This window comes from uncultured Porphyromonas sp., from assembly GCF_902489635.1.
Lineage (GTDB): Bacteria > Bacteroidota > Bacteroidia > Bacteroidales > Porphyromonadaceae > Porphyromonas.
Genome location: NZ_CABUAN010000012.1, coordinates 14573 through 40366 on the forward strand (window position 1 = coordinate 14573; position 25794 = coordinate 40366).

A 25794-nucleotide genomic window follows, 5' to 3' on the forward strand; every position below is an offset into this window, starting at 1 on the left:
TCTAGCGTCTAAAAGTTATTGTCATCTTCATGATCCACCGCTTCTTGTCCTCGTAGGGAGTAGTCGTGGATCAGGTTGTATAGCTGCGCCGCCCAGTGCGGATCTAGTCCATACTGAGTCGCTAGCTCTATATAGTGAGCCTCTACAGCTGCTCGTTGCTCAGCTTGATAGAGGCCTAGATGGTTGGCCGTCTTATAGCGTCCTATGGTTTGCGTGAGCTTGCAGCGCTCCGCTAGTAGCTCTACGAGTGCAGCGTCTAGATCTCGCAGTTGATAGCGCATCGGGCGGAGCATCGCTTCGTGGTCGTCGCTGGGGTGCTGTAGCGACTTGAGTAGCTGACGTAGCTGCTCAGGCGTGATCTGCTGACGTGCATCTGTCCAAGCATGCTCAGGGTCGCAGTGACACTCGATCATAAAGCCATCGATAGGGTAGAGTAGCCCCGTGCGGCAGACCGCCTCTAGGAGGTCAGCTCGTCCTGCTATGTGACTCGGATCAAGTAAGATGGGCAGGTGTTCCCCCGCGCCATAACGCTTGTGGTAGAGCGCGCGTAGCTGGGCGATCATCTCCCAGTGAGGACTATTGCGTAGCTGCTTGGTGTAGACAGGCGTACAGCCTCTCAGGATAGCGATCACCTGGGCGACGCCTCGGCTCTTGATACGCTCTAGGGCACCCATCCATAGGGGTGCGTCGGGACTGATCGGATTCTTGACCAGGACGGTCTGCGTTGCTCCCTCTAGTTGCTCGGCAATCGCCTCTACCATAAAGGGATTGCTCACCGTGCGAGCACCGATCCATACGAAGTCAACGCCTGCAGTGCGCACCGCTTCGACCTGTTCAGGCAGGCACACCTCGGTACCCACCTTGAGACCCGTAGAGGCCTGCACCTCTTGGAGCCACGGAAGCCCCTCCACTCCGACACCCTCGAAGGATCCCGGACGGGTACGAGGCTTCCACAAGGCAGCCCGAAAATGTGTGACACCTTGCGCCTTTAGTCCTTGAGCTATCTCAAGCAGTTGCTCGCGACTCTCTGCACTGCAGGGACCCGCTACCAGCATCTGACTCGCTGGAGGCTCCTCAAGGGTACTATGGGCGGACGAATCATCCATATCTAAGGTCGTATACTCGTTTACTCGCTACAAAGGTATTAAAACTATTCCGACTAGCGACACACGGATCGGATACATTATTAATATAGTGTCTGGCGGAAGGGACATCACCTTGGGGGGACGTACGGTTCGTGTCTAGAGGGAGGGCGTCCGTTGTAGTACAGCGATACGACTCCTGTAGGGACGTACGGTCTGTGCGTCCGTCCCCGTAAAAGGTTACTGCGTCAGGCTAGTTCGACAACGGACGCCTTCCCGCTAGACACACCCGAGCGTCCCTACCAAAGGGTTACACGTAGGGGCACACGTGTCGACTAGGCTACGTATATAATATGGTAAATAGCTCGGAAGGGTCGTCCCATACCGATGGGACGAAAATCTCCCACCCGCGTTGGGACGAAAAAATCCCAAGGGAGGGATTTCCAAATCCCTACGGAGGGACGAAACGGTCCCAAGGGAGGGACGAAACAATCCCCACGGAGGGATTCCCACCCCCCCATGAGGGAAAAGAAAATGCCCCACGTGGGGACGAAATAAAACTTCGGAGGAATGAAATGAAACTTCGGAGGAATGAAATCAAAGTTCGGAAGAATTATTTCGTCGCCACGTGGAAAATAAAAAGCAGCCACGTAGAGAGTCCGAACTTTCCACGTGGCTATTGTTTGTGGGCGTCCGCTCGTCGTGCGATATCCCTGCGGGGAGTCTCTTTAGATAGGCTGGATTGCGCTTGTCTTCTGCTTTTCCGCCTCTTTCTTGTAGGTGATTTGGCGATTGTTTGACAGTACTGTTTGGTTCGAATTGTACACTGATGCGTTTTTCCTATTGCAGATTCAAATATTTGTACTACCTTTGCAGTGTACTACCAAAGACAAACGCTAAGCAAACAAGCTTATGAATGCTAAACCTGTCATATCGCTACGCAATCTGCACAAGACCTACCAAGGCGCGCAGCCACTGCATGTCCTCAAGGGGATCAACCTCGACATCTTCCCAGGCGAGATGGTCGCTATCATGGGAGCTTCGGGCTCGGGCAAGAGTACGCTCCTCAACATCCTCGGGCTCCTCGATAGCTACGACGAGGGGAGCTACCATCTAGGCGAGGAGCTACTCAGCAATAGCCTCTCGGAGAACCGCGCCGCCGAGATCCGTTCTAGACAAATAGGATTCGTCTTCCAGTCGTTTAACCTTATCCCCTTCAAGAATGCGCTGGACAACATTGCCCTGCCACTCTTTTATCAGGGAGTTGGTCGCAAGGAGCGCACCAAGCGTGCTGCCGAGTTGCTCGCCCGTATGGGACTAGCCGACTGGGCGGAGCATCTGCCGAGCGAGATGTCGGGAGGACAGAAGCAGCGCATAGCAATCGCACGAGCCCTCATCACCACGCCCTCAGTCATCCTAGCCGATGAGCCGACGGGAGCTTTGGACAGCAAGACCACCATCGAGGTGATGGAGCTACTGCGAGAGATCAATCGCGAGTCGCACCTGACGATGATTATCGTGACGCACGAGCCTGGCGTAGCCGAGATGTGTGACCGCACGATACATATCAAGGATGGGCTGATCGAGGGGGGCGGTCTGACGAGCAGTCTGCCCGAGGAGGTGTTTGAGTAAAGAGGATCACACATTATGCGTATAGGACACGAATACTTCTCCGAGATCATAGACAATCTCAAGCGCAACCGCCTGCGCACCTTCCTGACAGGCTTTGCCGTAGCGTGGGGAATCATCTTTCTAGTCATCCTCCTCAGCATCGGCGTGGGGCTCAACCGTGGTATCTCTAAGAGTGCTAATGCGGGCGACACGGAGCCAAACTACGGCATATACTTTGGCGTCTGGATGACCAACCTCCCTTACCAGGGTTACCCAGCCGGTCGGTGGCTGTTCCTCGCTGAGTCGCAGTTCGAACAGTTGCAGGAGATGGTGCCGGCTATTGAAGACATCGCACCCCGCCTTAGGTCTTGGAATAAGATAACCTACGCATCACAGGTGACCGAGGGGTCGGTAAAGGGTATCGGTGCCAACTATTTCGGGCACTTCGAGACTCGTGTCAAGATGCTGGCGGGACGTGGCATCAATGGCAACGACGTATATAATAAGGAGAAGACACTCCTCATCAGCTCCTCCGATGCGCTGAAGCTCTTTGGCACTGATCGGTACGAGGAGGCGGTTGGCAAAAGCGTCTCCGTCGACAATGTCTCCTTTACCGTGGTGGGTGTCTACGAAGCTCAGCAAAACCAATCGGCATCCTATATGCCGAGCAGCACCTTTACCATGATTGATTCCAATGATCAGCGTATCGATGGTGGCTATATCTATGCGCCTACGATACGGAGCAAGAAGGATTTCGAGGCTTTCGACAAGGAACTCCTCAAAGCACTCAGCTCGATACTCTCCTTCTCGCCCGATGATGATCAGGCGATGTACTCCTACTCAAACTATGTCAACAACGAGCGGTATAATAAGGTAGTCAACTACTTCTACCTCTTCCTCTGGATCGTCGGGTTGAGTACGCTCCTCATCGGCATCGTCGGCGTGAGCAACATCATGCTGGTCACGGTGCGGGAGCGATACAAAGAGATCGGCATACGCAAGGCATTGGGCGCCAAGCCCCGTGACATCCTAGCGATGATTATGGTCGAGAGCCTCCTCATCACGGCGGTGGCGGGTGCTATCGGGCTGGTCATTGCCGTGGGGCTCGTCGCTCTGGGCGACTATCTCGTGACCGCTTACCACATTGGCGAGATGTCCATTATGGGCGAGACGATCCACCTTTTTGACACACCAGTCCTCTCACCACAGATGGCGCTGGGCATCCTCGTTGTGATGATCATTGCGGGGATCGTGGCGGGCTACACGCCAGCTCGTAGAGCGATACGTATATCCGCTATTGAAGCGATGAGAGATTAGTAACACCCTAGCGTAAAGACTGTACTATGAGACTATTTGATCGAGACATCTGGGGTGAAGCTTTTCACTCCTTACGAACGAATCGCAAGCGTTCCATCGCAACCGCCTTCGGTATCTTCTGGGGCATCCTGATGCTGGTCATCTTGATGAGCTTGAGCCAAGGTTTCTCCAACGGCATGCGCAAGCAGCTAGATGGTATCTCAAGCAATACCACTGTGCTCTACTGCTCCACGACCAGTAAGCCGTACAAAGGTTACCCCACCGATCGCTGGTGGTCGCTCTCAGTGAGCGATATAGCCAACCTCCAGAAGCGTTTCCCCGAGATAGAGACGACAGCTGCTATGCAGCAAGGCTCGTGGAACACACCCGTCAGCTACGGCACCAAGAGTACGACAGCACCGCTCTACTCCGCCTGGGCCTCTTATGACCAGATCGTCTACTCAACCCTCTTAGCTGGACGACGGCTCAACGAGAGCGACGAGCAGCAGCACCGTCGTAACTGCACCATCGGTGAGGAGGTGAGCCAGAAGTTCTTCGCTTCGCACGAGGAGGCATTGGGCAAGGTTATCAATATTGACGGCTCTTACTACACCGTCGTGGGAGTCCTCAAGAGCAAGTCTAAAGGGATGAATATCAATGGCTCTGAAGAGCAAAAGGTACGTATCCCCTACACGATCCTTACCGCATCGCTCGGCCAGAGCAATGAGGTCTACCAAGTTATCTACTCGCTCCATGGCGATGGTAAGGATAGCAAAGCGATCAACGACCGCATCAAAGCCTACATCCGCTCTACCCACGACATAGCACCAGACGATGAGAGCGCCATAGGTGAGTTCAACATCTCAGAGATCTTCACCGCCCAAAACTCTATGATGTGGGGTGTCGAGGTCTTCGTCTGGTTCATCGGTATCGGCACGCTCCTCTCGGGCATCATCGGCATTAGCAATATCATGCTCGTCTCCGTCAAGGAGCGCACCCGCGAGATCGGCATACGCCGTGCACTCGGTGCGCAGCGCAAAGACATCGTACGACTCATCCTCCTAGAGAGCGGCATGCTGAGCCTCCTCGCGGGGCTCCTAGGTCTTCTCCTCGGTGTGGGGATCATGTCTGTCGTCGCACAGATCACCGCTTCTATGGGAACCGAGATGCTGGTCAATCCGCTGATCCCCTTTGGCACAGCGATTGGCGCACTCCTCTTCATCGTCATCGGTGGCGTGGTGGGCGGTCTCTTGCCACTCAAGAAAGCACTCGAGATTCGCTCCATCGAAGCGATTCGTGAGGAGTAAACCAACATTCAACTATAGGTAAAAACAAACACAACATAAAGAACTATGAAAGCTAAGCGTATCTTCAAACTTTCCCTTTGGGTCATCTTCGGCCTGCTCGTCATCATGACCTTCGTCTTCCTCTATAAGAAGGCACAGCCCCAGGCGACCATCTACTCGGTAGAGACGGTGACCCGCGTCCCCTCTATCCAGCGCTCTATCATCCTCACTGGCAAGATAGCTCCTCGCAACGAGGTGATGATCGTGCCACAGCTCAACGGCATCATCGCCGAGATCATGAAGAAGCCTGGCGACCTCGTCAAGGCAGGCGACATCATCGCGCGTATCAAGGTGGTTCCCGAGATGGGTTCGGTCAATCAGGCAGAGTCGCAGGTAGAGATAGCAAAGATTGCTCTCGACGAGGCAGAGCAGAAGTACAAGATAGCGACCGAACTGCACCAGCAGGGGATTGTAGCCGAGGAGGAGTATGCCACAACCAAGGCTAACTACCTACAAGCTAAGGAGCGCCTCGAGAGTGCTAAGGATGCTTACAACATCGTCCTCACTGGCATGAGCCAGCGCAACGCTCAGGGCTCTACGACACTCGTGCGCAGTACGGTAGACGGGACGATACTTGACATACCAGTCAAGGAGGGTAACTCGGTCATTCAGGCCAACTCTTTCAACGCTGGTACTACCATCGCCACCATCGCCGACATGACGGAGATGATCTTCATCGGCAAGGTGGACGAGGTCGACATCGCTCGTGTCGCTACGGGACTACCTGTCACGGTGCGCATCGGAGCGATCGAGGGTTCCGCCTTCTCGGGCGTCGTCGAGTACATCTCGCCCAAGACAATCCAGCAGCAGCAAGGCACGCAGTACGAGCTCAAGGCCGCCATCACCATCGACGACTACAGCCGCATACGCTCCGATATGAGTGCCAATGCGGAGCTTATCACTGACCAGGTCTCCAACGTCCTAGCTGTCCCCGAGGGCGCACTTCAGTTTGAGGGTGACAAGGTCTATGTCGAGGTGGTCACCTCCGACGCTGACCCGAAGCATCTGCAGACGGAGCGCCGTGAGATCCAGACCGGTATCAGCAATGGTAGCCTCATCGAGGTCAAGAGTGGTCTCAAGGAGGGCGAAAAGGTCAAGGGCACTCCAGTAGCAGCCTAACCGACCGAAGATCATTTATAGCCCTACTTCTGTCTGATTCTACCACTCAATAGATGAGAAGGTTACGAGTTCCAAAACTTTTCCAGCCTTGGAACTAAAAAGTTCCAAGGGAGGAACTAAAGAGTTCCAACGGAGGAACTAAAGAGTTCCAACGGAGGAACTAGAACTTTCCAAGGGTGGAAAATAAAATTTCCAAGGGAGGAAAATAAGTTTTCCAAGGGAGGAAAAGTTTCTTTCCAACGGAGGAAAGCGAAAGCTCTCCCCAGCAACCCGCCAGAACCCGACCTACTCCGATCATCAGACAGCTGTAGCGCACGCAAATCATTTAGACAAGACAATCCTATGCTTACACTTCGTCATATCTTTCCCTTAGCCCTACTGGTCGCGGGGAGCTTTACCCTAGCAGCGCAGCAGAGCTGGACGCTGCAGCAGTGCATCGACCACGCCGTCGCTCACAGCATCACGGTCGAGGAGGCACGCCTACGCTTAGCGGGTAGTGAGCAGCAGCTCGCCACCACGCAGCACAGTTACCTGCCCTCGCTCTCGGCGAGTGCTAGCCAGAGCGTCAGCCTCGGACGTAGTGCCGACAAGACGGGCGTCATCGGCGATCAATCCTCAAGCAGCACCTCCTTTGGGGCAAATCTCTCGTGGGACGTTTTCTCCGGCATGGCTCGTCCTAAGGCTACGGAGATAGCGCGTCTCAATCTAGACGCTGCGACCGCTGGACTCTCATACGCCAAGGAGCAGATCGGGCTACAGGTGGCTGAGGGGTACTACAACTTGCTCTTCCGCCAAGAGCTAATCCACGTGGCCGATGAACAGCTTAAGCTAACCCGCGAGACGCTCACGAAGACGGCGGCACTGGTTCAGGCGGGTAAGTGGTCTCGTGACAAACTCGCTGAGGTGGAGGCGCAACTCGCTAAGGACAGCGTCAACTACCTCCGCGCCTGTAGCGATACGGAGCTGGCGCGTCATCAGCTGGCGCTCATCATCGAGTTGCCCGACTATACGGCTCTGCAGATCACCTTGCCCGATGTCAAGAGCCTCAGCGCTACGCCCGCTCCCGAGCTGGCGCTGGCTGACGATGCGCTCCTCGAGCAAGCGCGCACGATGCGTCCCGAGATGGAGCAGGCAAGGCTACAGCTACAAGTGGCAGAGCGACAGATCGGACTGGAGCAGACGGGCTACATACCGAAGGTCTCCTTTGGCGCAGGCTACAACACGGGCTATTACTACATCCTGAATGAGAAGTTACGGCAGTTTAACCAGCCTTTTGGGGATCAGATGCGCAACAACGGACGCTACTTCGTTGGGCTTTCGCTCTCTGTGCCCATCTTTGATGCGATGCGCACGGCAGACAATGTGGCGCAGGCTCGTCTCCGTTACTCCGACCAGCAGATCGCTCTGCGCAAGGTGGACAAAGAGCTCACACAGCAGCTCTACACGGCTCAGATCAACGCCCGTGCCGCTTACAGTCAGATAGCCGCTGCCCAGCGGGCGACCGAGTCGGCCGAGACGGCACTGCACTATGCGCAGATCAGCTACGAGGCGGGACGTGCCTCTTCGTACGAACTGGCCGAGGCGCAGAATCGTCACTTCGTCGCTCAGAGCGAAGAACTCCGCGCTCGCTACGACTACCTCTACCGTGTGCTCGTACTGCACAGCTATATCTCTCCCGCAGAGGAGACTAAGTAAAGTCAGACCCCTAAACTTCGCAACAGTTATGTATTCGCACTCAGATACCCACCTCACCGCAGAGCCTCTGGTTCAGGCTCAGGAGGTATGCTTCTCTTATGGCCGGCACCCGCTCTTTAGGGGTGTAAGCTTTACCCTGCCCGCAGGCTCTATCACAGGGCTCCTAGGCAAAAACGGCGAGGGCAAGACGACCCTCCTCAAGCTGCTCTCAGGACTGCTCCTAGCTAAGGGCGGTTCGCTCACCGTACTCGGGCACTCCAGCAGAAAGCGCTCGGTGCCACTCCTCCGAGAGCTCTACTACCTTCCCGAGGAGGTGCAGCTACCCGCCACCTCTGCCGTCCAGTACCTCGACGGCGCGGGGCAGTTTTACCCAAACTATGATGCCACACTGGCTCGTCAGCTGCTGCAGGACTTTGACGTGCCACCCACCAACAACTTGCGCCGCCTCTCGATGGGACAGAAGAAGAAGGTAGCACTCGTGCTGGCGCTCTCTCTGCGGGTGCCGTTGCTGCTCCTCGACGAACCGACCAATGGCCTGGACATCCCGTCAAAGAGCAAGTTTCGCCAGCTCCTCGTGCAGCACATCTCTGACGAACAGACCGTGCTGATCAGCACCCACCAGGTGCGTGACCTAGAGCAAATGATAGATCGTCTGGTCGTGCTACACCAAAACCAGATCATCTGCAACGAGACGATCGCTCGCCTTGAGAGTGTCTTCTACTGCGGCACCGCTGCCGAGGCTCCTCACGTAGCTCCGCTCTATAGCGAGCCCTCCGTATGGGGAGAGGTCGTGATGACGCCCCGCACGGCAGAGGCTGCAGAGACGGGAGGCTTCTCGATGGAGCTCTTCTTCAACGCTCTGATGTACAACACCCAAGCGGTACTACAGCACTTGTCCCAACCAGCAAACGATACACTCACCCCACAAGCCCCTCTATCACTATGAACCAATCTGCTAATTTTACGACCGCTGCGCCTAAGACGGGCGGCAGCTCCTTTAGCTTCAAGCGGCTCGGCCAGCTCCTGCGGCTGGACTTCGCCTTTCACCATAGACAGTGGCTACAGATCCTGATCGGTGGCTTTCTCGCAGCCTCTATACCTGTGGTCGTCTCGGTGCTAACTAGCTTACTCTTTGGGACGGGTGGCAGTGAATTCTCCGCCCGTAGCGTGTACTTTGCCTGCCTATACTGTAGCCTTCTAGCGGTCTCTCTCGGTGTGATGATCAGCTACAACCAGCGTGTCAATGCCCCGCTCTCACCACTCTATCTACAGATACCCGCCTCAGCCACGGAGAAGTACATATCGCTCCTCCTCCTGACGCTGGTACTGCACATCATCACGCCTATCTTGGGGGTAATCGCCTGGACTGTCTACATGCTTATATGGGCTCTGATGGAGGGTAGTCAGGTACTCGCCCTTTATCCTCAGATCCTCACAGATCCGCTAGGCTATGACAATGAGTCGCTACAGTATGCGTGGAGTGTCAGCCTGATGATAGGTATGCAGCTGGCGGGCTATGCCACTTACCTCTACTGTATCATCTCGGCGCGCAAACCCCTACGTGCAGTCCTGCGCTTCCTAGGGATCGGCTTTGGGATCTTCGTTGTCTCGATGCTTGGCGTGAGTATGATGATTCATTTACTAGACATTGGTACTATAAGCCCTGATGAGACAGAGCGTTATCTCGTCTTCTACTTGCGCAATGGCGATGAACTCAGCATCTCGCTCCTCGCCATGACGATACCAGTCTACCTCTACGCCTTTGTGATGGTCTGGCTAGGCCTGCGCTCGCTACGACGCAAGCAGGTCAAGGCGTAACCTCTCTAATCTAGTAATCATGATCACACCACATTTTAATCCGCAAGTAGTCATCTACGCTCAGATAGAGCAGCGCATCAAGGAGAAGATCCTCTCGGGGGCGTACCCCGCCGGGACGCAGATCCCGAGCGTGCGCCAGCTGGCTGCCGAGCTGGAGACCAATGCCAATACGATCTTTAGAGCTTATGAGAACCTGCAGAACGAGGGACTCATCTATCCGAAGAAAGGGCTCGGTCTCTATGTCTCCGAAACGGCCGAGATGCTCCTACGTGATGAGGCTTATCGCGTGCTAACCGAGGAGGAGCTCCCCGAACTCTTTGCTCAGCTCAAGGTGCTTAACATGGACATCCTAGAGGTGGTCAGACGGCACGCTGACTGGGTGAAGCAGCAGGGAGACCCTGACGCTTAGCCCGCCTCCGCTTTAATCCGCAATCTTTACTTTTTCAAAAACAGCGTTAGTTAAAACAAGAGACTGCCACTCCTAGGAGCGACAGTCTCTTCTTATATTACTGGCGAAAGGCTGAGAGCCTTTGCCACTGTATGGTTGCTAACTAGAGCGTGTCGATCAGGTCGCTGAGCGTCTTCTTGGCATCGCCAATGAGTAGCGTCACGCCCTCGCTACGGCTGTAGAGCGGGTTCTCGACACCCGCGTAACCAGGCTTGAGATCGTAGTTGCAGATGATCACCTGCTTGGCTTGATCTACGTTGAGGACCGGCATACCATAGATAGGCGTCCCCTCGGCATTGCGAGCAGCGGGGTTGAGAACGTCGTTAGCGCCGATGACGATAACTGCATCGGTATTGGCAAACTGGTCGTTGATCGCCTCCATCTCGTAAAGACTATCGTAGTCCACATTAGCCTCAGCGAGGAGTACGTTCATGTGTCCTGGCATACGACCAGCCACTGGGTGGATCGCATACTTGACATCGGCACCGCTCTTGGCGAGCTTGTCGGCCAGATGCTTGACCTCTTGCTGGGCTTGCGCTAGTGCCATACCGTATCCCGGCACGATGATGACGCTCTTAGCGTTGTGCAGTACCTCCGTAGCGGACTGGAGTGGCGTTGCGCTGCTGGTAGCTGCAGAAGCCGCAGAAGCTGCGGGAGCTGCGGGAGCTGCGGGGGCACTCTCCGCATGATCCAAGCGATCCATCAGGTTGGAGAGCGTTGCCTTAGCATCGCCTAGACAGAGCGCTACGCCCTCGCCACGGCTGTAGAGTGGGTTCTCGACACCAGCGTAGCCAGGCTTGAGATCGAAGTTGCAGATGATCACCTGCTTGGCTTGATCTACGTTGAGGACTGGCATACCATAGATAGGCGTCCCCTCGGCATTGCGTGCTGCGGGGTTGAGCACGTCGTTAGCACCGATGACGATGACTGCATCGGTATTGGCAAACTGATCGTTGATCGCCTCCATCTCGTAGAGACTATCGTAGTCCACATTAGCCTCGGCAAGGAGTACGTTCATGTGTCCCGGCATACGACCAGCCACGGGGTGGATGGCGTACTTGACATCGGCACCGCCCTTGGCGAGCTTGTCGGCTAGCTGCTTGACCTCCTGCTGTGCTTGCGCTAGTGCCATACCGTAGCCTGGCACGATGATGACGCGCTTAGCTCCACGGAGCATACCTGCTGCCTGAGAGATGGGATCGCTTGCGGAACTGCTGCTAGCGGGCTCTGCGGTCGCTGCTGAGCTCTCCAGCCCAGAGAGAATCTGATCGATCGTAGCCTTAGCATCGCCTAGGCAGAGCGCTACGCCCTCGCCACGGCTGTAGAGTGGGTTTTCGACACCAGCGTAACCAGGCTTGAGATCGTAGTTACAGATGATGACCTGCTTGGCTTGATCTACGTTGAGGACCGGCATACCGTAGATAGGCGTCCCCTCAGCATTGCGAGCAGCGGGGTTGAGTACATCGTTAGCACCGATGACGATGACAGCATCGGTATTGGCAAACTGATCGTTGATCGCTTCCATCTCGTAGAGACTATCGTAGTCCACATTAGCTTCAGCGAGGAGTACGTTCATGTGTCCCGGCATACGACCAGCCACAGGGTGGATCGCATACTTAACATCGGCACCGCCCTTGGTGAGCTTGTCGGCTAGCTGCTTGACCTCCTGCTGTGCTTGCGCAAGAGCCATACCGTAGCCTGGCACGATGATGACGCGCTTAGCACCACGGAGCATCGCAACAGCCTGATCGATAGGAGAACTCTCCTGCTTAGGCTGAGGTGCTGCGGGAGCTTTGGGGGCTGGAGCGTCAGGCTTGGCGGGAGCCGTTGCCTTGGCAGGAGCTTTTGCCTTGCCGTGAGGGATGAGGATGTTGATGAGCGAGCGGTTCATCGCACGGCACATGATCTGCGTGAGGAGGAGTCCCGAAGCACCGACGACACCACCGACAGCGACGAGGAAGATGTCGCCAATGGCCATACCGGCGATAGCACCAGCCACACCGCTCAGAGAGTTGAGCAAGCTGATGGTGATCGGCATGTCAGCACCGCCCACACGTATGGAGAAGTAAAGCCCAAAGAGCGCACTGAAGAGCATCGTGCCGATCATGGCGTAAATGAGGGCTGAGGGGACAACGTAGTTGAGCGTGCCGATGAGTAGGAAGAAGACGGCGACAACGAGTGTAAGTGAGGTCGCTACATTGTGAAAAGGCCATACGACCGACTTCTGTGGCAGGACTCTATGGAGCTTGCCCGCTGCCACGAGACTCCCGACGAGCGTGAGCATACCGATGATGATAGCGAGGAAAGCGGTGACCAGCGTGAAGTAGACATTGCTCTCAGTAAGCTGGAAGAGCGTCAAAGCACCGACGAGTGCTGAGGCACCACCGCCGATACCGTTGAGCAGAGCCACCATCTGGGGCATCTGTATCATCTTGACTCGTGTGTAGAGTAGGACGCCGATGATACCACCGATGAGGATGCCTCCGATGAGCCAGGGGAAGGTGACGACCTGTAGCTTGAGTAGCGTGACGATGACGCCTAGCCCCATGGCGGTAGCACTGAGTGCATTGCCACGAGCAGCAGTTTTGACCTTGCTCATCATAGCGATGCCTACGAGCACGAGGATGCTGAGGATCGCGCAGATGGCGTAGTAGACGGGATTAGAGATCTCTATGAGTGTATTCATGCCTTGCCTCCTTTCTTGTTTTTGGTAAACATACGGAGCATGCGGTTGGTCACGCCAAAGCCCCCGACGACATTAATCGTGGCTAGGATGACGGCTATAACCCCAAATATTTGCTGGAAGAGGCTACCGTCTGGAGCTATGATAGCAGTGGCAGTAGCTGCGAGCGCTCCCGTGATGGTGACGCCACTCAGGGCGTTCATCCCCGACATGAGGGGGGTGTGCAACAAGCTAGGCACATTGCTGATGAGCTTGTAGCCGACGAAGGTCGCCACAAGGAAGATGGCGACGAGGATCAGTGGGTTCATTGAGAGATTAGAGATTAGAAATTAGAGATTGGAGGTTAGAGTTTTAGAAATTAGAGGTTAGAAGCCAGAGTATGACCCTTTAGGATCATATCCTCTGACGTCTAACCTCTAACGATAGGGGGGGAAGTCAAGTTCCTGTAGTCTAGGCTACTTCTTGAGTCCCATAGCCTCGAGGGTACCCTCGTGGATGATCTCACCAGCCTCCGTCGTGACGACGATAGAAGAGGTGATCTGATCGCTCATGTCGAGGTGCATCTTGCCATCCTTGACCAGGTACTTGACGAGGTTGTACATGTTTTGTGAGAACATCCAGGTAGCGCTCTGAGGCAACATACCAGGGATATTCTTGATACCCTCGATGACTACGTGGTGCTTGATGTCACGCTCACCTGGAGTCGTGATAGCGCAGTTACCACCCTGATCGATAGCGATATCCACGATGACAGAGCCGGGCTTCATAGACTTGACCATCTCCTCGGTGATGACCACGGGAGCGATCTTGCCGGGTACGAGTGCGCTACAGAAGATGACGTCCATGTCCTTGACATGCTCAGCTAGCACCTGACGCTCATGCTCTAGTAGCTCGGGGCTCAGGTGTAGGGCGTAGCCACCAGGAGCAACAGCCTTGTCAGCGGGGATGCCCAGATCAATAGGCTTAGCACCTAGACTGGTAGCCTGCTCAGAAGCTGCGGGACGTATATCAGCTGCGTAAGTGATACAGCCTAGACGACGAGCCGTAGCGAGTGCCTGTAGACCAGCTACACCGACACCGATGACGAGCACCTTGGCGGGGTCGATCTTGCCGACAGCGGTAAACATCTGTGGCATAAAGAAGGAGAGGTCGTTGGCAGCCATCAGGATACCCTTGTAGCCTGCGCAAGTACTCATAGAGGTAAGTGCATCGAGGTTCTGCGCACGAGAGATACGAGGTACACCATCTAGGGTGAGACCTACGACGCCCTGCGCAGCCATCTTGCGTACCATATCATGGTTCACAGGAGAGGCTGGGTGGATGAAGGTGATCAGGTACTGCCCCTTGTGCATCATGTCGATCTCATGCTTGCCAAGCTGCTCGTTGAAGAGTGGCTCCTTGACCTTGATGATGATCTCCGCACGGCGGTAGATCTCCTCGGGTCCTTGTATCAGCTCAGCGCCAGCTGCCTGATAGTCCTCGTCGTGGTATGCTGCGCCTTCGCCAGCTCCACGCTCAAATAGTACAGTGTGTCCATCAGCGACATACTGCTTCACTGCCTCGGGGCTCGCTGCGACGCGAGCCTCATCGTGCATGATTTCTTTAGGTACGCCTATTATCATAGTTCAATTATATAGAGAATGAATAGTCTTCTGCCTAGTGTGGGTTGCCTGCAAAAACATCCGTGTCGCACCTGCACCCCTTCATTTCGCAAATATACATACTTAACTTCAAAGTCACAAGAGCGCGCTCGTGACTAGGATAGAGTTTCATTTCTAGTATGGAAATGCGAAGCCCGTTTGTCTACTGCTTTCTATAAGTCATCTATAATCCCTTGCTCAGCATTCTCTCCATTTAGGTAGTCTTCATATTCGATTCGGACATATCCTTTGTTTTCTCCAGAAATACTCATAAGATCTAAAGAGACTGACCCCAAGAAAGTGCCGTCTGGAGTTCCGGCTCCATATACACTCCAATAGCTACAATCGCCTAAAATGAGTTTTGTCATCTTACTACTATCTCTCTCTGGAGAATAACCTTGGAATTCCTCTTTACTTTCAGTCAGCAAGTATTTTTGAGAGAGCCAATCTTTGAATCTGTTATATCTGATCTCAATTTGAGTCCAACTATCTTGCCCTGGAAAGACAACACGTACTTTATACACATTGGCTGAGGATGGCGATTTATATATGAGTACGTTGGAGTCTGAAATCCCAGCAAATGTTCCTGTCATCCAGATAATATCGGGGGTAGAAGAGCTGTTAAATGTAAATCCTTTACTCTTTAGCTGATTTGCAAAGGACTTAGGAGATCCATCAATGGGGATTCCCATAAACTTCAAATGTTCTGTGGTCTTTGGCTGACTTTGGCTCTTCTCTTGCTGAGCTGTAAGACTAGAGAAGGCGATTAAAGCTACAAAAAGAGTAGCTAGGATCATTTTGTAGTGCTTCATAGTACTGTTTGCTTGTATGCCCCAAAGTTAACAAAAACTAGAGAGATGATGCAAGTAGTATTCGCCACAAAAAAAGAGAAAAGCAGAGGTCTCACTCACGGGTAGTGAAACCTCTGCTTTCTCTTAATTAGTCGGCTTGATTAGAGCTTAGGGCCAGCCTTCTGGAGCTTCTTGCCATGCTCGTTGGTGGCAAACTTCTCGAAGTTCTTGATGAATCGCTTAGCCAGATCCTGAGCCTTCGTCTCCCACTCAGCGGGATCGGCATAAGTGTCTCGTGGATCGAGGATAGCGGGGTCTACGCCTGGTAGCTCCGTCGGGATGGCGAAGTTGAAGTGGGGTAGCGTCTTCGTCGGAGCCTTATCGATCGAGCCGTCAAGGATCGCATCGATGATGCCACGGGTATCCTTGATCGAGATACGCTTGCCCGTGCCGTTCCAGCCCGTATTGACGAGGTAAGCCTTAGCGCCGACAGCCTTCATGCGCTTGACCAGCTCCTGACCGTACTTGGTCGGGTGGAGCGAGAGGAAAGCTGCACCAAAGCATGCCGAGAAGGTAGGCGTAGGCTCCGTGACGCCACGCTCTGTACCAGCTAGCTTGGCCGTGAAACCTGAGAGGAAGTAGTACTGCGTCTGCTCAGGATCGAGGATCGAGACAGGAGGTAGGACACCGAAAGCGTCTGCCGAGAGGAAGATCACCTTGTTGGCATGACCTGCCTTAGAGACTGGCTTGACAATGTTGTCAATGTGGTAGATAGGGTAGGAGACACGTGTATTCTCCGTGACAGACTTGTCAGAGAAATCGATCTTACCATTGGCATCTACCGTTACATTCTCTAGGAGTGCATCACGGCGGATAGCGTTGTAGATATCAGGCTCGGACTCTTTGCTCAGGTTGATCACCTTAGCGTAGCAGCCTCCCTCGTAGTTAAAGATACCATTGTCATCCCAGCCATGCTCGTCGTCGCCGATCAGCTTGCGCTTGGGGTCGGTGCTGAGGGTCGTCTTGCCCGTGCCAGAGAGCCCGAAGAAGATAGCGGTCTCTGTCTCATCTTGGTTCGTATTGGCCGAGCAGTGCATCGAGGCATTGCCACGGAGCGGGTTGAGGTAGTTCATATAGGAGAACATACCCTTCTTCATCTCACCACCGTACCAGGTGTTGAGGATGAGCTGTATCTTCTCTGTTAGGTTAAAGACGACAGCCGTCTCGGAGTTCAGCCCGAGCTCTTTGTAGTTGGTCACCTTAGCTTTCGAAGCGTTCATGACGACAAAGTCGGGCTTGCCAAAGTTTGCCAGCTCCTCCTTGGTGGGGCGGATAAACATATTGGTGACGAAGTGAGCCTGCCAAGCGACCTCCATGATAAAGCGGATCTTGAGGCGCGTGTCGGGGTTAGCCCCGCAGAAGGCGTCGACGACGTAGAGCTTCTTGCCCGAGAGCTCCTCGGTGGCAATCTTCTTAAGCTCTCGCCAAGTCTCCTGGCTGGTAGGCTTGTTGTCGTTGGGGTACTCGGGGGTGGTCCACCAAATGGTGTCGCGGGTGGTGTCATCGAGGACGAAGAACTTGTCCTTTGGCGAGCGACCCGTGTAGACGCCCGTCATCACGTTGACGGCACCCAGCTCGGTGAGTTGTCCGCGGTCATAGCCTGTTAGGTCTGGTTGTAGCTCAGCCTCGTAGAGTTGATCGTACGAGGGGTTGTAGATGATCTCAGCAGGCTCTTTGATGCCATACTGGGAGAGATCAATGTTGTGCTGTGTCATAGCTATAGAGTGTTTGTTTGTAGATGCTTTATCTATTAGATGTAGTCCCCTGCCCTCTTAGGAGAGGACTTAGCAAAAGTAGTAAAAAATCAGAGATGCCGCAACCTAGTTGCAGAGGAGATCTCATAAGTCTTGAGAGATTTGCGCAAAGAGAGCCCAGCAGAGTGCGATGCAAACCCCTATGCAAACTAAGATTAGGAGCGCGTTGATATACTTCGCCTGTGGCTTCGAGTCTTGATGTAGGTCTAGAGCGAAGTACTCTCGGAAGAAGATGTAGAGAGCTGGTATCGCCGTGAGTACTAGGATGAAGTCCTCTGGTATTCCGAAGAACCAAGTCTTTGTCACGCCCACCATAGCCCAGTTGAGGAGGAGTAGGACGATAAAGATATTGACCCGACTTGTGAAGAGTAGCAGTAGCCCGATCGTATAGATAGCCACCGTGCAGGGCATCACCGGCGTTGTGATATAGGGGAAGGATAGTCCCCGCATAATCGAAGCTAGGGGGTACATCAGTGGCAGTATGAGCACGAAGACACCAAAGGGCTTGAACTTATCTCGTAGGGCAAACTGTGTATCATCCTCTACGAGATCCTTAACCCATGCCAGAGCCAGTATGCCCCAGTATATGCTGAGTAGGATAGAGTAGCTACGCTCAGCACAGTAGATGGCGTAGTATGCCACAGCGATCCATATATATAGGAGTATCAGATAGGACTTAGCAATGATCGTGCTGCTACGTGATGGCTGCTTTACTAAGAGGTACAGAACCACAACGGCAGAGATGACTAGGAGTATCTGTATCGGCCAGGTCGCCACATTGTACTGGGCGATTGTATTCCAAAAGGTATTCATAGAGTTCAGCGCCTATTATTTCTTACGTGTTAGAGAGAAGGTCCGCTTAGGGAAGAGTAGGATAGGCAGTGTAGCCCCCGCTGCTAGGACGAAGATGACCGTGATGGCTACGATGCTATTGAAGAAAAACATCTCCATATACCTCTGCTGTCCCGCCACATTATCTAGATTTTGGAGGAACATGATCTGCGCAAAGAACATATTGTACGCATACTTCCCTGGGATCATCGGTAGGAGAGCCGGTATCGAGAGTACGGTGATCGGCGTCTGTATCCGCTTCCCCAGCCAGAGCGCTCCAAAGCCTATCGTCAGCGAGGCGCAGAGCGAGCCGATAGCGATATTGATCCCACACACCGTCATCAAGACGAAGCGTAGTGCATGCCCCACAGTAGCCAGGATAGCAATACTGCGGTAAGCCCTCAGCGGAGGGTCTGAGATCGCACCAAAGCCCATCGCCGCCATCGCCGCAAAGAGACCATCTAAAAGTATGTCGACCAGTAGCATCATAGCAAGCTACTCCTAAAGATAAAGAGCGTGATCGAAAAGCCCCACCCGATACAACCTATCAACAAGAAAGCCTCCACAAGCCTGGAGAAGCCCGTCTGTATGTACCCCTCCACGATGTCTATCACACCATTGATGAGTGGCACTCCAGGCACTAGGTAGAGTACGCTCGTCGTCAGAGCGATCTCACTGTCTGTATTGAAGATCAGAGAGATGCTCGTGCAGAGCGACGCCACAAAGGCTGACACCATAAAGGCTATATAGTGGTTTACATGCTCCTGGATCAACTTCTGCTTGCAGATGAACCCCACGACCGTAGCCCAAAAGACGATACCCATAGCTGGCAGATCGCCTCCGAAGAGCCGACAAAATGAGGCGTTGGCCAGCCCAACCAAGATCAATACAAACAGCGGATGGGTACGTGGCGCAGCCAGTATCTGCTCATACCGCTCACGTAGCTCGTCTAGCGTCAGATGCTCATCGACGACCTCCCAGCTCAAGGCACTCAAACGAGCGTTGTGCTCGAAGCTGATCGGTAGCGGAGGTATCACCTCCTCGATAGCAAAGTGTGTATTGCTCTTAGGGTCATACAGCTTGATCAGGACCCCTTTCTGCACCATCATCGTCACAACGGTATAGCCGTAGCTCTCGCCTATGCGTTGCGTACAGCGCACGACACGAGAGGTGTGTACGCCACAGCCCATCATGTGTGTCGCGTAGGCTGAAAGAAAGGTCCCGACAGCCTTCAGACTATTACCGTGAAGATCGTTTTCCATAGTCGTTCTTCTCTGAGAGTCAGTTTAAGCACCATCACCAGCAGTGCACCTGACTCCGTAATGTATGTTTTCGTTCCCCTAGCGTCACGACCCATCCACAGATCATGTGTGACCACCTGCTGATAAGCCTGTACCCCAGACTACAAAGGTACGAATTTAGAGATTAGAGACCTTATGAGCGCAGGGCTGACGCATTATAAGACTGTTGCACAAAGGCGAATCGCTATGTTGCTTTCGGGATTCGGCTTCGGTCACATACGGAGGTATGCTCCCTTCAGACCTCACCCTCAGTGCCTTGCGCTTCATCCTTTCTGCAAAGTCAGGACAATCTTGCAAGCAAGATTGTGAGACTGTTGACTTTTGCAACAGTCTCATTGTAATCGCTCCGTCAGGGGCTACACATGAGCGACAAGCGAGGCATCAATGAGGTCACTATATATAATGTGCCACCCATGGATTGGCTGTTAGCTGTTAGCTATTGGCTGTTAGCTATCGGAGCCATCGGAACCATCAGAGTGATCGGATCTCTAATTTCTAACTTCTAACCTCTAGTCTCTATTTACATATCTTTACGGGGAAATCCGTCCGATTCCCTCCTTTCTCGAATATCCACGTGGGAAATCTCAAATCTCCACGTGGATATTTTTTATTTTCCACGTGGGCGTGATTCATTTCCTCCGAAGTTTCATTTGATTCCTCCGAGGAATTTTTTCTTTCCTACCTGGGAAATAAAAAATATCCACGTGGAGATTTCGAAATATCCACGTGGAAATCACTTTTCCCCGACATGGCACCGTATAGATATGTAGTCGGTTCTAAATTATTGTAGCGAGTCGATGTTGTATTTGCCCAGATGCTCTTCTCGACAAAACGATCTGCGGAGTCTAGGTTATGGGGGAGGCGGTATGAGTGGCGCGTGCTTTGGATATACAGCAAGAGAGCACCGACACGACTAGTCGTATCGATGCTCTCCGTATGGTGTGCGCTCACCGAGCAGAGATGGAGTGCTTCTGTAGCCCCCGTCTCTATGGTAGCGTCTCTATATAAGCTTGTTCAGGTTACTTCTTGAGGAAGTCCTGTACGTGGTCATTTGGTACCATCTCCTCTTGGAAGGTATAAGCACCAGTCTTAGGCGACTTGACCATCTTGATAACCTTTGAGTATGAGCGACCATCGCCCGTTCTAAAGGTTGCGACCGATTTTTTAGCCATTGTACTTAGTTCTTATTTTGTTAGTAGGAAGGGGAGAGATGATTACTTAATCTCACGGTGTAGTGTGTAGCGCTTAAGTATAGGGTTGTACTTCTTAAGCTCTAGACGCTGTGTGGTATTCTTTCTATTCTTTGTAGTGACGTAGCGAGAGGTGCCTGGCATGCCACTCTCTTTGTGCTCTGTGCACTCGAGTATTACCTGTACTCGATCGCCTTTACCTTTCTTAGACATAGTAAATGAGTGTGATTAAAGGAGTGAGTGGTTTATTTGCTCTTGATGCTTAGGTAGCCCGCATCGCTAGCACGGCGCAGAGCCTCGTTGAGTCCTACGCGATTGATGAGCCTGAGCCCAGCTGCTGAAACCTTGAGGGAGATCCAGCGATCCTCCTCGGGCCAGTAAAACTTCTTGCGGAAGAGGTTAACGTCAAAGGTGCGCTTCGTGCGACGCTTTGAGTGGGATACATTGTTGCCCACCATAGCCTTCTTACCGGTGATCTGACATATCTTAGACATGACGGTGTGGTATTTCTTTTATACTTCTACGATGTTTCTGAGATCGACACAGCCCCATCCATTAGCATCATCATGGTGTGGGTCTGCAATCAGACTGCAAAGTAACGCAATTATTTTGACAAAAGCAAATGCCCCTGGCTCAGACTTTGGCAATTGGCACCTTTGTAAAGGGCTGAAATGCCCTTTCTGCCTAAAGATATCAGAGCTGTCTAGTACTGGCTGCCTCAGCGCTATGCGTTAGCTCTTGAGGAGATCGGGTAAGCTGCTGTGTAGCAAAATTGTATTACATTTGTCTTCTGGACAAATGCCACAATGATATGACCCAACGCTTTTTCTCCTTCCTAGCCCTAGCACTGATCCTAAGTGTGAGCACACTATGGGCTAAGCCGCGCACAGAGCAGCAGGCTCGCCTCATAGCCGAGCAGTATACCATACAGCACTTGAGCCGTAGCGAGCTGGCTGCGCTACGCTCTGCTGCCACGCCATTGCTGACGCTCGTGTCAGCTCCAGCCACTGACGCTGGTGGGGTGGTCGTACGTCACCAGACGACAGCTCCAGTCGTGCAGACGCTCGCCTCCGCCTATTACGTATATAATATAGGTAGCGAGCGAGGCTATGTGATGATCTCGGGCGATGATCTTCTGCCTGAGGTGATCGCTTATGCTGACGAGGGCGCTTTTATTCCAGACGAGGAGCAGCCAGAGCATATTGCGTCGTTTCTCGCTCAGGTGCGTGCAGCACTGCACGCCTTGGTAGAGCGTGGCGAGCCCGTAGTGATGCCACGCACCTCACAGCTACGCCCTGAGGGGGTAGCTCCGCTCCTGGGCGATATTCAGTGGGGGCAAGACTATCCCTTCAATACGCTTTGTCCCAATAAGGAGGGTGGTCGATCTGTCGTGGGTTGCGTAGCGACGGCACTCGCACAGATCATCCGCTACCACCAGTGGCCTAATCAGGGCGAGGGCATCTGCTCCTATACCGAGCGGGATGGTACCAACCATCGTGTAGACTTCTCACAGTATACCTACGACTGGACACGTATGCCTGGACAGCCTAATAGAAACGGTTCCTCTCATGCCGTCACTCAGGCACTCTCTACTTTATGCTATCATGTAGGGGTCATATCACAAATGCAGTATAGCCCGCAGGGTAGTGGCACCTACTCTCAGTACCCCAAGGAGGGTCTGCAGAAGTACTTTAAGTACAAGAAGAATATCCAGCTACTCAGTCGTATGAACTACAAGATGGCGGACTGGATGGACATCATAGCCAAGGAGCTCAACGAGGAACGCCCCATCTACTACGCTGGTGCTAGTAGTACGGTCGGTCACGCCTTCGTCTGTGATGGATATAAGCCAAACGGCTACTTCCACATCAATCTCGGATGGGATGGCATAGCCAATGGCTACTTCCTCCTCTATGCGATCAATCCCGATGTGCTAGGTACTGGTGGTGGCACTTCGTACGATGGGTACAATGACTATCAGGAGATCATGGTCGGTATAGAGCCAGACCGTGATGGCTCCTCTGAGCGCACCGTCAGTGAGAATATATCGGCCATCTCCCTAGAGGTGTCGTGTGAGGACAATGCAACCATCGAGCTCCGAAACGTGGTCCTCGAGCTAACCTCAGCAGTGAGGTACAAGACGAAGTTCTGTCTCTCCATAACGCCTACAAAGGAGGACGCACAGACTTACTACGGGGCTGCTAGTGATGAGCAAGAGCTAGAGTTTCAGGGCTCCTATGTCTACTCTCAAAAGAATATATCCAAGATTCCATCCGTTAACCTACCTGACCTGGGACTCCCCACACGGAGTGCGAGCTACGTCGTGACCCTTGCTTACGAGGGCAATGACGGCAAGATGATCCCTGTACGGCACTGCAACGGAGGTATCTCCGAGGTGCTCGTCACCTTCGATGCTGAGGGCAAGGCTAGCTATCCATTGCCAAACTTGGAGCCACAGCTTGCTTTGACAGATGTTATAGATCCTAACTTGCGAGGCTATAGCAAGAGCTCTCTCGCGCTTGCTATCGACAACCTTAGCAAAGAGGAGTACTACTCCACATGGACCTGCTACTTTGAGGATATGAAGGGCGATCTTACCCCTATCGGCTCCCTTGCAGCTCTGATGACCCCGCAGGAGCAGCAACAGGTGCCACTAAAGATCTCCAAGCTGCCGCTCCCAGCCGGCACCAAGGGCAATATCATCCTCAAGGGAACCTATCTAAATGTCGACGGCTCCAATAGTGGCTACGCTTTACGCTCTCCGAAGCGTCTGGAGGTACTCCCGTCGACAGCTCCCGTGGACCAGTTCTCCACGATCAAGTGCCTCGCTAGGCGATCCATGATGGGTGCTATAGAGTATGCCCCTGGGATGACCGCTATAGACTTCGAGATAACCAATCATGGTGATCAGGAGAGAAGCTATCTAGTGCTGGACTGGGCACTCCTACATCATGCGAATGGAGAGGTCTATGTGCGGGATAAAGGTCAGAATGTCTTTCAGGATCTAGAGGCTAATGGGTCGGTCGAGTATAGTATAGATCCATCTTCTTGGGGATCAATGCCAATGTCCAAAGGACAAGGCTACTCCCTCCTAGTACGCCTATCTGATGTCATAGAGCGTGGTGGTCAGTTCTACTACGGAGAGAAGGAGTATGAGTTAACTCTACCCCTAGTTACGGTAGACCAGCTCTCGCCAGCTATTGATGAGGAGCATTACGTCTCCTTTGAGAAGGTATCTGACTACTCATACTCTCTTATGGTAGATGTAGCGGCTCCCGAGATGATCCGCCTCTATGGTATCACACTGATGAGCCTGTCGCACGAAGATGGAGTCTATAATATCTACGGAGCTGTCGATCAGGGAAGAACCGCTATCATCGGAGCTTTCACTGCACTAGACTTCGATCAGAAGTACGACTCCACGGGAATCGTCGAGGCTGACTTCTCACACGCCTCCCCGCTCTTACAGCATATATCTATATGCCACAGCATGATAAAAGGCGAGGCAATGACTGAGATGCTCCAGTCCCTCCCCGATCGCTCCGCTACCACTCGTGGTACCATAGCACTCATCGACACCTCCAGACCTGATCTAGAGGGCAACGTCTGTACAGCAGAGCAGGTAAAGCTAGCAGCTCGGCGTGGCTGGACGGTCACCGACCAGAGTGGCAACGCTTACCTAGCGGTCGATGCCCCAACCTCGCAGGAGGAGTGGACGCTCTATCCTATGCCCGTACGTGATCAGCTCACAGTGGTCGGGCTACCTGCCGCAAGTCCCGTGACGCTCTACACGCTGCAGGGGGAGCGACTGCTACAAGCTGTCACACCCGCCAGCGGTCAGCTCCAGCTCAGCCTGGCACATCTACCCAGTGGCACATACATCCTCACCACAGTACTGGGGAGCCGGCGTGTAGTCGTGGCGCACTAGACGTAGGCACGCCACGACTGGTGGGGGGCTATACTGCCTGAAATGAGTACTTTCGTGGAGAGCCTCACGCTTACTTAACGAAACTATCTCCCTCTAGCTCTCTCATGCCAGCAAAGCAAATATCCATACTGATCCCCACGCGCAACTACGACTGCCGTCCACTTGTAGAGACCCTGCATCGGCAGTTGCAGCTGGCGCACATAGAGGGCGAGATCATCCTCGGGGACGACTCCTCCGACTCCCACTACGCTCAGCTCTACGATACCCTCCAGCAGGAGGGACTCATACGGCTTGTCCGCCCCACGACACATCTTGGTGCGGGACGTATGCGCAACTATCTAGCGCAGCAAGCCCAGGGCGAGCAGCTACTCATCATCGACTCAGACACGATGCCCGCCTCTGCCCGCTTCGTCGTGGACTACTTACAAGCAGCCCATAGCGATAGGGTAGTGGTAGGGGGCTTTTGCTATCCCACCGAGCGACCCTCCAGAGACAGGCTCTTGCGCTATAAGTATGGACACAAGGTCGAGACACGTAGCCTCGCCGAGCGACAGCAGGCACCGGCAGATGCCTTCGTCAGTATGAGCTTCATGATCCCTCGTCGCATCTTTCTGGAGGAGGGCTTCCCCACGCAGATGGGTATGGGTTACGAAGACGCTTACTTCGGCTATCGACTAGCCGAGCGGGGTATCGCCATCATGCATATTGACAACCCCGTCATCCATGCGCTCAAGGAGAGCAGCGACCAATTCCTCGACACCACCGAGCGTTATGTGGAGAACCTCTACCGACATCGTGCCTTGCTCGCACCCTATCCGATACGTCTCCTCCAGCTCTACCTGCGGCTAGAGCGCGCTAGGCTCGTACCGCTGCTCGGCGCATTAGCTCCGCTCTTCAAGCCCCTCTTGCGGCGACAACTCACCTCACGTCACCCCTCGCTACGCCTCTTCGCCCTCTACAAGCTCCTCCATCTCTGCACCCTTAGAGACTAACCTCTCGGCGACTACCCCTCGCCCTTACGACAGGGGGCGGGGGGCTTCATCGTCAGACGACTCTGCAAGATGATATCCACGGGAAAATCTCAAATTTCCACGTGGATGTTTTTTATTCTCCACGTAGGAAAGGAAAAATTCTTCCGAAGTTTCATTTGATTCCTCCGAAGTTTCATTTGATTCTTCCGAAGTTTTATTTCTCGCCTACG

General features: G+C 53.5%; 22 protein-coding genes. 10 read left to right on the plus strand and 12 right to left on the minus strand.

The genetic code is table 11. The features are described from left to right. Positions 1–8: 8 nt before the first annotated feature. Positions 9–1106, minus strand: a complete 1098-nt coding sequence (locus tag RDM37_RS03805; RefSeq protein ID WP_308555142.1) for a chorismate mutase — start codon at positions 1104–1106, stop codon at positions 9–11. An 888-nt stretch (positions 1107–1994) separates the two neighbouring features. Here RDM37_RS03805 and RDM37_RS03810 point away from each other — a divergent pair. The 8 genes from RDM37_RS03810 (at position 1995) to RDM37_RS03845 (ending at position 10376) form a co-directional block, all read left to right on the plus strand. Continuing rightward, on the plus strand, positions 1995–2714 hold the full coding sequence (locus RDM37_RS03810; protein ID WP_004330419.1) for an ABC transporter ATP-binding protein: 720 nt from the start codon (positions 1995–1997) through the stop codon (positions 2712–2714). Positions 2715–2729: 15 nt separating this feature from the next. After that, on the plus strand, positions 2730–4010 hold the full coding sequence (locus RDM37_RS03815) for an ABC transporter permease (RefSeq protein WP_308555144.1): 1281 nt from the start codon (positions 2730–2732) through the stop codon (positions 4008–4010). Positions 4011–4036: 26 nt separating this feature from the next. Beyond that, complete coding sequence (locus RDM37_RS03820; protein WP_308555146.1) at positions 4037–5296, plus strand: ABC transporter permease; 1260 nt, start codon at positions 4037–4039, stop codon at positions 5294–5296. A 45-nt stretch (positions 5297–5341) separates the two neighbouring features. Continuing rightward, on the plus strand, positions 5342–6454 hold the full coding sequence (locus RDM37_RS03825; RefSeq protein WP_308555148.1) for an efflux RND transporter periplasmic adaptor subunit: 1113 nt from the start codon (positions 5342–5344) through the stop codon (positions 6452–6454). Positions 6455–6796: 342 nt separating this feature from the next. Continuing rightward, positions 6797–8149: a TolC family protein gene (locus RDM37_RS03830; RefSeq protein ID WP_308555150.1), complete on the plus strand. Its 1353-nt coding sequence runs from the start codon at positions 6797–6799 to the stop codon at positions 8147–8149. 28 nt (positions 8150–8177) lie between these two features. Further along, complete coding sequence (locus tag RDM37_RS03835; protein WP_308555152.1) at positions 8178–9095, plus strand: ATP-binding cassette domain-containing protein; 918 nt, start codon at positions 8178–8180, stop codon at positions 9093–9095. Further along, positions 9092–9967, plus strand: a complete 876-nt coding sequence (locus RDM37_RS03840) for a hypothetical protein (RefSeq protein ID WP_308555154.1) — start codon at positions 9092–9094, stop codon at positions 9965–9967. The genes RDM37_RS03835 and RDM37_RS03840 overlap by 4 nt, the downstream gene beginning before the upstream one ends. 19 nt (positions 9968–9986) lie before the next feature. Further along, positions 9987–10376: a GntR family transcriptional regulator gene (locus tag RDM37_RS03845; RefSeq protein ID WP_308555156.1), complete on the plus strand. Its 390-nt coding sequence runs from the start codon at positions 9987–9989 to the stop codon at positions 10374–10376. A gap of 142 nt (positions 10377–10518) precedes the next feature. Here RDM37_RS03845 and RDM37_RS03850 read toward each other — a convergent pair whose 3' ends face one another. The 11 genes from RDM37_RS03850 to rpmB all read right to left on the minus strand — a co-directional run bounded on the left by RDM37_RS03850 (position 10519) and on the right by rpmB (position 21159). Continuing rightward, positions 10519–13101 carry an NAD(P)(+) transhydrogenase (Re/Si-specific) subunit beta gene (locus RDM37_RS03850; RefSeq protein WP_308555158.1) on the minus strand — a complete coding sequence of 861 codons (2583 nt, stop codon included), beginning with the start codon at positions 13099–13101 and terminating at the stop codon, positions 10519–10521. Then, positions 13098–13406, minus strand: coding sequence for an NAD(P) transhydrogenase subunit alpha (locus RDM37_RS03855; protein ID WP_004331037.1), 309 nt, complete (start codon positions 13404–13406; stop codon positions 13098–13100). Before RDM37_RS03855 ends, RDM37_RS03850 begins: the two co-directional genes overlap by 4 nt. Before the next feature lie 147 nt (positions 13407–13553). Continuing rightward, entirely contained in the window at positions 13554–14720 is a 1167-nt protein-coding gene (locus RDM37_RS03860) for an NAD(P) transhydrogenase subunit alpha (protein ID WP_308555160.1), read from the minus strand. A 191-nt stretch (positions 14721–14911) separates the two neighbouring features. Beyond that, positions 14912–15550 (minus strand): hypothetical protein, encoded by a 639-nt coding sequence (locus RDM37_RS03865; RefSeq protein WP_308555162.1) that lies wholly within the window; start codon positions 15548–15550, stop codon positions 14912–14914. 140 nt (positions 15551–15690) lie between these two features. After that, on the minus strand, positions 15691–17304 hold the full coding sequence (pckA, locus tag RDM37_RS03870; protein WP_308555163.1) for a phosphoenolpyruvate carboxykinase (ATP): 1614 nt from the start codon (positions 17302–17304) through the stop codon (positions 15691–15693). A 123-nt stretch (positions 17305–17427) separates the two neighbouring features. Continuing rightward, a complete protein-coding gene (locus RDM37_RS03875; protein WP_308555165.1) occupies positions 17428–18156 on the minus strand; it encodes a DUF6064 family protein in 729 nt (242 codons plus the stop codon). 15 nt (positions 18157–18171) lie between these two features. Beyond that, positions 18172–18660 (minus strand): threonine/serine exporter family protein, encoded by a 489-nt coding sequence (locus RDM37_RS03880; protein ID WP_308555182.1) that lies wholly within the window; start codon positions 18658–18660, stop codon positions 18172–18174. Continuing rightward, on the minus strand, positions 18660–19436 hold the full coding sequence (locus RDM37_RS03885) for a threonine/serine exporter family protein (RefSeq protein ID WP_299366745.1): 777 nt from the start codon (positions 19434–19436) through the stop codon (positions 18660–18662). The genes RDM37_RS03880 and RDM37_RS03885 overlap by 1 nt, the downstream gene beginning before the upstream one ends. 1058 nt (positions 19437–20494) lie before the next feature. Then, positions 20495–20647 carry a DUF4295 domain-containing protein gene (locus tag RDM37_RS03890; protein ID WP_004331849.1) on the minus strand — a complete coding sequence of 51 codons (153 nt, stop codon included), beginning with the start codon at positions 20645–20647 and terminating at the stop codon, positions 20495–20497. Positions 20648–20689: 42 nt separating this feature from the next. Then, entirely contained in the window at positions 20690–20878 is a 189-nt protein-coding gene (gene rpmG / locus RDM37_RS03895) for a 50S ribosomal protein L33 (RefSeq protein WP_007366007.1), read from the minus strand. Between the two features lie 32 nt (positions 20879–20910). Further along, positions 20911–21159 (minus strand): 50S ribosomal protein L28, encoded by a 249-nt coding sequence (rpmB, locus tag RDM37_RS03900; protein ID WP_004331861.1) that lies wholly within the window; start codon positions 21157–21159, stop codon positions 20911–20913. Between the two features lie 317 nt (positions 21160–21476). On the opposite strand from rpmB, the gene RDM37_RS03905 reads away from it, so the two are divergent. Beyond that, positions 21477–24593, plus strand: coding sequence for a thiol protease/hemagglutinin PrtT (locus RDM37_RS03905; RefSeq protein WP_308555167.1), 3117 nt, complete (start codon positions 21477–21479; stop codon positions 24591–24593). Positions 24594–24697: 104 nt separating this feature from the next. Continuing rightward, a complete protein-coding gene (locus tag RDM37_RS03910; RefSeq protein WP_308555169.1) occupies positions 24698–25585 on the plus strand; it encodes a glycosyltransferase in 888 nt (295 codons plus the stop codon). The last annotated feature ends 209 nt before the right edge of the window (positions 25586–25794 follow it).

Bases quoted from the DNA above. Each gene is read 5' to 3' on its own strand.
- RDM37_RS03805 (WP_308555142.1), bottom strand. From the start codon at position 1,106: ATGGATGATTCGTCCGCCCATAGTACCCTTGAGGAGCCTCCAGCGAGT.
- RDM37_RS03810 (WP_004330419.1), top strand. From the start codon at position 1,995: ATGAATGCTAAACCTGTCATATCGCTACGCAATCTGCACAAGACCTAC.
- RDM37_RS03815 (WP_308555144.1), top strand. From the start codon at position 2,730: ATGCGTATAGGACACGAATACTTCTCCGAGATCATAGACAATCTCAAG.
- RDM37_RS03820 (WP_308555146.1), top strand. From the start codon at position 4,037: ATGAGACTATTTGATCGAGACATCTGGGGTGAAGCTTTTCACTCCTTA.
- RDM37_RS03825 (WP_308555148.1), top strand. From the start codon at position 5,342: ATGAAAGCTAAGCGTATCTTCAAACTTTCCCTTTGGGTCATCTTCGGC.
- RDM37_RS03830 (WP_308555150.1), top strand. From the start codon at position 6,797: ATGCTTACACTTCGTCATATCTTTCCCTTAGCCCTACTGGTCGCGGGG.
- RDM37_RS03835 (WP_308555152.1), top strand. From the start codon at position 8,178: ATGTATTCGCACTCAGATACCCACCTCACCGCAGAGCCTCTGGTTCAG.
- RDM37_RS03840 (WP_308555154.1), top strand. From the start codon at position 9,092: ATGAACCAATCTGCTAATTTTACGACCGCTGCGCCTAAGACGGGCGGC.
- RDM37_RS03845 (WP_308555156.1), top strand. From the start codon at position 9,987: ATGATCACACCACATTTTAATCCGCAAGTAGTCATCTACGCTCAGATA.
- RDM37_RS03850 (WP_308555158.1), bottom strand. From the start codon at position 13,101: ATGAATACACTCATAGAGATCTCTAATCCCGTCTACTACGCCATCTGC.
- RDM37_RS03855 (WP_004331037.1), bottom strand. From the start codon at position 13,406: ATGAACCCACTGATCCTCGTCGCCATCTTCCTTGTGGCGACCTTCGTC.
- RDM37_RS03860 (WP_308555160.1), bottom strand. From the start codon at position 14,720: ATGATAATAGGCGTACCTAAAGAAATCATGCACGATGAGGCTCGCGTC.
- RDM37_RS03865 (WP_308555162.1), bottom strand. From the start codon at position 15,550: ATGAAGCACTACAAAATGATCCTAGCTACTCTTTTTGTAGCTTTAATC.
- pckA (WP_308555163.1), bottom strand. From the start codon at position 17,304: ATGACACAGCACAACATTGATCTCTCCCAGTATGGCATCAAAGAGCCT.
- RDM37_RS03875 (WP_308555165.1), bottom strand. From the start codon at position 18,156: ATGAATACCTTTTGGAATACAATCGCCCAGTACAATGTGGCGACCTGG.
- RDM37_RS03880 (WP_308555182.1), bottom strand. From the start codon at position 18,660: ATGCTACTGGTCGACATACTTTTAGATGGTCTCTTTGCGGCGATGGCG.
- RDM37_RS03885 (WP_299366745.1), bottom strand. From the start codon at position 19,436: ATGGAAAACGATCTTCACGGTAATAGTCTGAAGGCTGTCGGGACCTTT.
- RDM37_RS03890 (WP_004331849.1), bottom strand. From the start codon at position 20,647: ATGGCTAAAAAATCGGTCGCAACCTTTAGAACGGGCGATGGTCGCTCA.
- rpmG (WP_007366007.1), bottom strand. From the start codon at position 20,878: ATGTCTAAGAAAGGTAAAGGCGATCGAGTACAGGTAATACTCGAGTGC.
- rpmB (WP_004331861.1), bottom strand. From the start codon at position 21,159: ATGTCTAAGATATGTCAGATCACCGGTAAGAAGGCTATGGTGGGCAAC.
- RDM37_RS03905 (WP_308555167.1), top strand. From the start codon at position 21,477: ATGACCCAACGCTTTTTCTCCTTCCTAGCCCTAGCACTGATCCTAAGT.
- RDM37_RS03910 (WP_308555169.1), top strand. From the start codon at position 24,698: ATGCCAGCAAAGCAAATATCCATACTGATCCCCACGCGCAACTACGAC.